We start from the raw sequence: 8,733 nt of genomic DNA on the forward strand, positions 1-8,733 counted from the left end.
TTCAGTCGATCACGGAACGGCGGTTCCGGCCAAGGGGCCAGGGCGAACGGCAACGGGGGTAGGTCCGGTCGTAGGGACTACGCTGGACCCGACACCCCCCGTCCGCACCGGGCGCGGGGCACTTTCCGCGTGCCCGAATGCAAGTGCGCCCAAAGGCAAGGTTGTGATCTGCGTGCTCACCGGTCTGCTCACCGCCGCGCTCCGCGATCCCGCGCTGGCCCGGGCCCGCTCGCTGGCCCGCACCGGTGGCCCCGACGCCGACGGGCTCGACATCACCGCCCCGCCCACGCTGCGCCCGTTCCTGGTCGCCGCCGTGGCCGCCGACGCGGAGGCGGGCGGCGCCGGGCGGCCGGTGCTCGCCGTGACCGCCACCACCCGGGAGGCCGACGACCTGGCCGCCGCGCTGGGCAGCCTGCTGCCGCCGGAGCGGGTCGTGGTCTATCCGGCCTGGGAGACCCTGCCGCACGAGCGACTCTCGCCCCGGTCCGACACCGTCGGCCGGCGGCTCGGCGTGCTCCGCCGGCTGGCCCACCCCGACCTCGCCGAGCACGCCGGGCCGGTCCGGGTGGTCGTCGCCCCGATCCGCTCGGTGTTGCAGCCACAGCTCAAAGGGCTGGGCGACCTGGAACCGGTCCGGCTGGCCGCCGGTGCCGAGGCCGGGTTGGCCGAGACCGCCCGGCGCCTGACCGACCTCGCGTACGCCCGGGTGGACCTGGTCACCAAGCGCGGGGAGTACGCCGTGCGGGGCGGCATCCTGGACGTCTTCCCGCCCACCGACGAGCACCCGTCCCGGGTCGAGTTCTGGGGCGACGAGGTGGAGGAGATCCGCACCTTCGCCGTCGCCGACCAGCGGACCATCCAGGCGGTACCGGCGCTCTGGGCGCCGCCCTGCCGGGAGCTGCTGCTCACCGGGCCGGTCCGGCACCGCGCCGCCGAGCTGGCGGTCGAGCATCCGGAGCTGGCCGAGATCCTGGACAAGCTCGCCGAGGGGATCCCGGTAGAGGGAATGGAGTCGCTCGCCCCGGCCCTGATCGGCGCGGACTCGCTCGAACTGCTGCTGCACTGCATGCCGGCCGGCAGTCACGTACTGCTCTGCGACCCGGAGCGGATCCGGACCCGGGCGCACGACCTGGTGCGTACCTCGGCGGAGTTCCTGGAGGCGAGCTGGGCCGCGGCGGCCAGCGGTGGCCAGGCCCCGATCGACCTCGGCGCCGCCGCCTTCAAGACCCTGGCGGAGGTACGCGCCACCGCCGCCGCCCTCGGCCAGCCCTGGTGGTCGGCGTCCCCGTTCGGGTTCGGCGCGGCGGCACCCGGCCCGGCCGCCACGGTCGAGCCGTGGGCGGTGGAGCCGGAGCCCGAGGTGACGGTGGTGCCGGACACCGGCGAGTCGCTGGCGCTGCACGCCCAGCCGGTGCCGCTCTACCACGGCGAGACGGCCCGGGTGGTCGACGACCTGTTGCGTTGGGTCGGCGACGGCTGGGGGGTGGCGCTGGTCTTCGAGGGGCACGGGCCGGCGCAGCGCGCCGTCGAGGTGCTCCGGGACGCCGGGCTCGGCGCCGCGCTGACCGAGACCGTGCCGACCCCGCCCGGTGCCGGGGAGCTGGTCGTGGCCTGCGGCGCGCTCAACCACGGCTTCCTGGACGAGCAGGCCCGGTTCGCGGTGGTCACCGGCAACGACATCACCGGAGGCCGGGGTTCGTCGACCCGGGACATGCGCAAGATGCCGAGCCGGCGGCGAAACACCATCGACCCGCTGGAGCTGCGGGCCGGCGACCACGTCGTGCACGAGCAGCACGGCATCGGCCGGTACGTCGAGCTGGTCCAGCGCACCGTCAACGGTGCCGACCGGGAGTACCTGGTCATCGAGTACGCGGCATCCAAGCGCGGCCAGCCCGGCGACCGGCTCTTCGTCCCGACCGACCAGCTCGACCAGCTCTCCCGGTACGTCGGAGGCGAGCAGCCGACCCTGCACCGGATGGGCGGCGCCGAGTGGCAGAAGGCCAAGGCCCGGGCCCGCAAGGCGGTACGGGAGATCGCCGCCCAGCTGGTCCAGCTCTACGCCGCCCGCAAGGCCTCCAAGGGACACGCGTTCGCCCTGGACACCCCGTGGCAGCGGGAGCTGGAGGACGCCTTCCCGTACACCGAGACGCCGGACCAGCTCGGGGCGATCGAGGAGGTGAAGCGGGACATGGAGCAGCCGACCCCGATGGACCGGCTGATCTGTGGCGACGTCGGGTACGGCAAGACCGAGATCGCGGTCCGGGCCGCGTTCAAGGCGGTGCAGGACGGCAAGCAGGTCGCCGTACTGGTCCCGACCACGCTGCTGGCGCAGCAGCACTACAACACCTTCGCCGAGCGGATGGGGCAGTTTCCGATCTCGATCAGGCAGCTGTCCCGGTTCCAGACGCCGAAGGAGGCCGAGGCGACCCTCGCCGCCGCCGCCGACGGCAGCGCCGACATCGTGATCGGCACCCACCGGCTGCTCCAGTCGGCGACCCGGTTCAAGTCGCTCGGCATGGTGGTGGTGGACGAGGAGCAGCGGTTCGGGGTGGAGCACAAGGAGCACCTGAAGACCCTGCGTACCGCCGTGGACGTGTTGACCATGTCGGCGACGCCGATCCCGCGGACCCTGGAGATGGCGATCACCGGCATCCGGGAGATGTCGACAATCGCCACCCCGCCGGAGGAGCGGCACCCGGTGCTGACCTTCGTCGGGGCGTACGACGACAAGCAGGTCGCGGCGGCGATCCACCGCGAGATGCTCCGCGACGGCCAGGTCTTCTACCTGCACAACCGGGTCGAGTCGATCGACCGGGCGGCCCGGCGGATCCGGGAGCTGGTCCCGGAGGCCCGGGTCGCGGTCGCGCACGGCCAGATGGGCGAGGACGCCCTGGAGAAGGTCATGGTCGGCTTCTGGGAGAAGGAGTACGACGTCCTGGTCTGCACCACGATCGTCGAGTCCGGCATCGACATCCCGAACGCCAACACGCTGATCGTGGAGCGGGCCGACCTGTTGGGGCTGGCCCAGTTGCACCAGATCCGCGGCCGGGTCGGTCGGGGCCGGGAGCGGGCGTACGCCTACTTCCTCTACCCGCCGGAGAAGCCGCTGACCGAGCACGCGCACGAGCGGCTGGCCACCATCGCCCAGCACACCGAGCTGGGCGCCGGCATGTACGTGGCGATGAAGGACCTGGAGATCCGGGGCGCCGGCAACCTGCTCGGCGGCGAGCAGTCCGGGCACATCGAGGGGGTCGGCTTCGACCTCTACGTCCGGATGGTCGGCGAGGCGGTACAGGCGTTCAAGGGCGAGCGGCCGGAGGAGGAGGGCGACATCAAGATCGACCTGCCGGTCGACGCGCACCTGCCGCACGACTACATCGGGGTGGAGCGGCTGCGCCTGGAGATGTACCGCAAGCTCGCCGAGGCCCGGGACGCCGATCGGCTGGCCGAGGTGGTCGCCGAGATGACCGACCGGTACGGCGAGCCGCCCGAGCAGGTGGCGAACCTGGTGGCGGTGGCCCGGTTCCGGCTGCTGGCCCGGGCGTACGGGCTCAGCGACGTCTCGGCCCAGGGCCGGCACCTGCGGTTCTCCCCGCTGCCGCTGCCGGACTCGAAACAGCTCCGCCTCAAGCGCTACCACCCGGACGCGGTCTACAAGTCGGCGACCGACCAGGTCAGCGTGCCGCGGCCGACGACCCGGCGGATCGGCGGCGAGCCGCTGCGCGACCAGGCCCTGCTGGACTGGTGCGCCCAACTCCTCCGCGACGTGCTCGGCGAACCGGCGTCGGCGACGGCGGCCCCGGCGGTGTCAGCGGTGTCGGCGAGGTGAGCGGGGCGGGCGGTTCCGACCCCGTGCCGCGGCCGGCGGGGCTGCGTGAGAGAGTGTCGAGCATGCAGCGTGTCCGTCGTCTGGCTTCGATCGCGGTCATTGCCGTTCTCGGCACCACCGCGCTGTCCGCCTGCCGGTCCGACTCCAGCGTCGCCGTCTACCTCGGGGACAAGCAGATCACCGAGGAGGAGGTGACCTCGGTGCTCGACGATGCCCGGAGCAAGGTGTCACCGAGCGGGCAGCCGGGCGCGACGCCCGAGCCGGGCGCTCCCGAGTCGAAGGCGCCGACCCGACGCGAGGTGGTCACCACCCTGGTGATGCGGGAGGTCTGCCTCAAGCTCGCCGCCGACAAGGGCTTCAAGCCGTCGGAGCAGGCCCCGATCGAGGAGATCGCCCGGGTGACCGGCCTGCCGGCGGATTCCCGCTACGCGCGGCTCTTCTCCGAGGTGGACGCCTGCCGGGCCGGCATTCCGGTGACCCAGCCGGTCGCGCCGACCCAGGAGGAACTGATGGACGTGGTGGCCCGGGGCCGGGCCGCCGGGGTGATCCCGCCGGACGCCAAGGACGGCGAGGCCGGGCAACAGCTCGACGGTGACGTGCTGCGCCGCGCACTTACCATGCGCAACGCGCTGGTCGAGGCGCTGGAGAGCACCGACGTCACGGTCAACCCGCGCTACCGGCCGCTGGAGTACCCGGTGCTGACCTTCTCGGACAGCAGCCCGGCGGTGGTCGTGCCGATCGGCCAGGCCGGCTCCGACACCGTGATCGATCCCCGCTGAGCGGCGCGGCGACACCCGGCCCGCAGCACCGGCCGTGCCCGATGACCCTGCCGTCGACCAGTCCCACCGCCCGATGACCGGCACACTGCCCGGCCCGGCTGGTCGGATCGTGCTGCTGGTCACCTCGCCCCGGCTACCGGCCGGGCTGCTGACCGCGCCCGCCTGGGACGTCGTACGCGGCTTCCCGGTGCTGGCCGGCGCGGAGAGCGAGTTGAGCGCGGCGGTACGCGCGGCCGGTGCCGAGGTGACCGTCACCCGGTCGCCCGCGCCTGACCTGCTGGCCACGGTCTCCTCGCACGGTACGGCGGTCTGGTTGGCCGGCCCGGCCGGTGACGAGGAGCTGGCCCGGGAACTGGGGCTGCGGCTGGCACGCCAACCCGGGCTCGCCGAGCTGGAGCTGATGTACGGCTCCTGGGATCCGCCCGGTGCCCGGCTGCTCGACGCGGTCGCGGTGATGGACCGGCTGGTCTCGCCCGGCGGTGACCCGTGGAAGCAGGCGCAGACCCACGCCTCGCTGGCGCAGTACCTGCTCGAGGAGAGCTACGAGGCGTACGACGCCATCGCAGCGAACGATCTCGTCGCGCTCCGCGAGGAGCTGGGGGACGTGCTGTTGCAGGTGGTGCTGCACGCCCGGCTCGCCGAGAACCTGCCCGAGGACGAGTGCTGGTCGATCGACGACGTGGCCGGTGGCCTGGTGGCGAAGATGGTCCGACGCAACCCGCACGTCTTCGGCGGGGCCGAGGTCGACGACATCGACGAGATCATCGAGAACTGGGAGCGGATCAAGCGGGCCGAGAAGCCCCGGGCCTCGGTGCTGGAGGGCGTCGCGCTCTCCCAGCCGGCGCTGGCACTGGCGGCGAAGGTGCTGCACCGGGTCGACCGGGCCGGGCTGGATGTGCCGCTGCCGGTGCCCACGGCCGGGGCCGACGAGTCGGCCCGGCTGGGCGCGAGCCTGCTGCACGCGGTGGCCCGGGCCCGGGCGGCGGGCCTGGATGCGGAGTCGGCGCTGCGCCGGGCGACCCTGGACTATGCGGCGACGGTCCGGGCCGCCGAGGGGGACTCCGCCGCGCCGTCCTGAGGTCGTGGCACGGCGCACCGGCGGGACGGCGACCGGGAGACCCGGCCCGGACCGACCGGCGGGCGTTCATCGCGAACCGGTGTGCGATGAGGTGTTGATTGAACCTTTTTCAACCTAAACCGCGCGGCGCTTACACACCGCGTCCGACCTTGCGCTCCGACGGACCGTAAGGGGAGGTTGAAAAAGGTTCACTGGTCGATCCCGGCCACCGGCAGGCTCGGGATCGCGCGGAGCAGCGCGGTCCCGCCGGGACCTGCCCGCGCCCAGGCCGACGGCGATCCCGACCCCTGCCACCAGCACCCCGACGGTCTGCCCCGGGTCGGGCGGTCGACCGGCCTGGACGGCGGCGGTGAGCAGGGTGGCGACCGGCATCAGCCCGACGAGCACCCCGGCCCGGTCCACCCCCAGCTGGCGCAGCCCGGTGAACCAGGCGAGGAAGGCCACCACGGTCATCATCGCCGCCAGATAGCCGAACGTCGCGGTCTCGGTCGCGGTGGGCGCCCGCCACCGGGCCAGTTCACCCGCCGGGATCGCCGCCGCCAGCAGCAGCGGTACGGCCAGTGCGCAGCTGTACGCCGCGACCCGTACCGGCCCGAGTCGGGGGAGTACGGCGGCGGCGAGCAGCGAGAACGCGATCTCGCCGCCGAACGCACCGAGCGAGGCGAGGATGCCGACCGCGTCGGCCCGGCCGCTGCCCTGGACCAGTGCGGTACCGGCGACCACGATCCCGGCCGCCCCGACCAGCCGGAGCGTCGGTCGCCGGCCGGCGGTGAGCGGGCCGAGCAGGGCGAGCCCGAGCGGTGCGGCGCCGATGAAGGTCCCCACCACGGCCGGGTCGGCGTGCGGCAGCGCGACCAGGATGCAGGCGTTGAACCCGGCCATCCCGGTCAGCGCGAGGGTGGTCAGCACGACCAGCTCCCGCCGGTTCGGCCGGCCGGGCGGGGGCGTGCCGCCGGCCAGCAGTCCGGGAAAGCGGTGGACCAGGGCGAACAGTACGGCGGCGGCCAGCCCGTACCGGGCGGCCTGGCCGGTCAGGTGTGGATAGTCGAGGACCAGTTGACTGAGCGAGACGGAGCTGCCGACCAGCACCATCCCGCCGACGCAGAGCAGCACCGCGACGGGGTTCGAGACCTGCACCGGAGCAACGCTACGGCGTGATTGGTCCATGAGGCAGGGCCAAACCGAGGCGTTGTGACAGGACCATTAGGGTCGGGGCCGCCGGTTCCGGGAGCGGGCTGCCGATATGCCGGCCGACGGGCGGAACGTCGGTCGTCTAGGTTTTCCCCATGCCACCATTTGTCCCGCTCGCCGAACGGATCGTCGACGCGCTCCTGGCGAGCGATCCCGAACTGGCCCTCTCGGTCGGCGTGCACGGTCTCGACGACCGGTTGCCGGACCGCTCCGCCGACGCGGTGGCCGGCCGGGTGGCGATGCTGCGGGACGCCGCGCACGCGCTCTCCGAGGTCGACGCCGAAGAGCTGGACGTTCCGGAACGGGTCGACCACGCCGTACTCACCGCACTGGTCGACCGGGGGATCTTCGAGCTGACCGAGGTGCGGTCGCACGAGTGGAACCCCCTGGTGCACAACCCCGGACCGCTGCTGTACGCGCTGGTCGCCCGCCCGTTCGCCCCGGCCGACGTACGGCTGGGCAGCCTGGCCGGGCGGCTGGCCGCCGTACCGGACGCGCTGGCCACGGCGCGGGCCGTGCTCCGGGACGTGCCCCGGATCCACGCCGAGACCGCCGCCGGGCAGTTCGAGGGCGCGGCGGCCCTGGTCCGGGCCCAGGTGCCGGCACTGCTGGCCGAGGTGCCCGGGTTGCGCGGCACGGTCGAGCCGGTCGCCCGGGCGGCAGCCCGCGAGCTGGCCGGCTTCGCGGACCGGCTCCGCTCCGGGCTGCGCGACGACCCCGGGCCGGGCCGGGACCCCCGGCTGGGGCGGCGGCTCTGGGAGGCCCGGCTCTGGCACACCCTGGACACCGAGCTCGGTGCCCGGCAGGTGCTCGACTCGGCCTGGGCCAACCTGGAGCGGGTCACCGAGCAGATCCGGGCGGCCGCGGTCGAACTGGTCGGCGGCCCGGCCTCGGACGAGACGGTACGCCAGGCGCTGGCCCTGCTCGGCGACGAGCGCCCGGACAACTCCTCGGTGGTGCCGCTGGCCCGGACGACCCTGCAGGAGGCGCGCGACTTCGTCGCCGACACCGACCTGGTGTCGCTGGTCGACGACCCCTGCGTGATCAGGGAGATGCCGGAGCACGACCGGGGGGTCGCGGTCGCCTACTGCGACGCGCCCGGGCCGCTGGAGTCCGCCACGATGCCGACGTACTACTGCATCGCGCCGACCCCGTCGGACTGGTCGGCGGCCCGGGTGGAGTCGTTCTTCCGGGAGTACAACGACCACATGATCCGCAACCTCACCGCTCACGAGGCGGTGCCGGGGCACTTCCTCCAGCTGGCGCACGCCCGGCGCTACCGGGGCAGCAGCCGCGCCAGGGCGCTCGGCCGTTCGGGGACGTTCATCGAGGGCTGGGCGGTCTACGCCGAGGAGGCGATGGTCGCGCGCGGCTTCGGTGGCCTGGCGGTGCGGTTGCAGCAGCTCAAGATGCAGCTACGGATGACGATCAACGCGATCCTGGACCAGTTGACGCACTGCGAGGAGCTCTCCGAGTCCGACGCGCTGGCGCTGATGACCGGGCGGGGCTTCCAGGAGGAGGGCGAGGCGGCCGGCAAGTGGCGCCGTGCCCTGCTCACCTCGACCCAGCTCTCCACCTATTTCGTCGGCTACCACCAGGTCGCCGGGGTCGCCGCGCGCCGGCCGGCCGGGGTGCCGGTACGGCAGTGGCACGACGCGATGCTTGCGCACGGCTCCCCGGCACCGCGCCACCTGCCCGCGCTGCTCGGCCTGGACGAGTACGACCTCGCCTGACACGAAAATCGGGCGTCCTGCCGAGGGTTGAGATCAGGTGGCTTCGATGGGTTGGATGGTGGTCTGGTAGCCGAGTTGGTGGAGCTGGTCGAGGAGTCGTCGGGCGTGGCGGGCTTTGCGGTG

Annotated in this window: 5 protein-coding genes; 4 read left to right on the top strand and 1 reads right to left on the bottom strand. The window is 73.5% G+C overall.

Translation table 11 applies throughout. The features are described from left to right. Positions 1–172 precede the first annotated feature (172 nt). The 3 genes from mfd (at position 173) to ABNF97_RS16195 (ending at position 5,686) form a co-directional block, all read left to right on the top strand. Positions 173–3,829 carry a transcription-repair coupling factor gene (gene mfd, locus ABNF97_RS16185; RefSeq protein ID WP_349338999.1) on the top strand — a complete coding sequence of 1,219 codons (3,657 nt, stop codon included), beginning with the start codon at positions 173–175 and terminating at the stop codon, positions 3,827–3,829. A gap of 62 nt (positions 3,830–3,891) precedes the next feature. Beyond that, positions 3,892–4,608, top strand: a complete 717-nt coding sequence (locus ABNF97_RS16190) for a hypothetical protein (RefSeq protein ID WP_349339000.1) — start codon at positions 3,892–3,894, stop codon at positions 4,606–4,608. Positions 4,609–4,681: 73 nt separating this feature from the next. Beyond that, a complete protein-coding gene (locus ABNF97_RS16195; RefSeq protein ID WP_349339001.1) occupies positions 4,682–5,686 on the top strand; it encodes a nucleoside triphosphate pyrophosphohydrolase in 1,005 nt (334 codons plus the stop codon). A 114-nt stretch (positions 5,687–5,800) separates the two neighbouring features. Here the strand turns inward: ABNF97_RS16195 and ABNF97_RS16200 are convergent, their stop codons facing one another. Beyond that, a complete protein-coding gene (locus ABNF97_RS16200; RefSeq protein ID WP_349339002.1) occupies positions 5,801–6,823 on the bottom strand; it encodes a DMT family transporter in 1,023 nt (340 codons plus the stop codon). Between the two features lie 149 nt (positions 6,824–6,972). On the opposite strand from ABNF97_RS16200, the gene ABNF97_RS16205 reads away from it, so the two are divergent. Beyond that, positions 6,973–8,610, top strand: a complete 1,638-nt coding sequence (locus ABNF97_RS16205; RefSeq protein WP_130462097.1) for a DUF885 family protein — start codon at positions 6,973–6,975, stop codon at positions 8,608–8,610. Positions 8,611–8,733 lie beyond the last annotated feature (123 nt).

It is taken from the genome of Plantactinospora sp. B6F1 (genome assembly GCF_040120695.1).
In the GTDB taxonomy this organism is placed as follows: Bacteria; Actinomycetota; Actinomycetes; order Mycobacteriales; family Micromonosporaceae; genus Plantactinospora.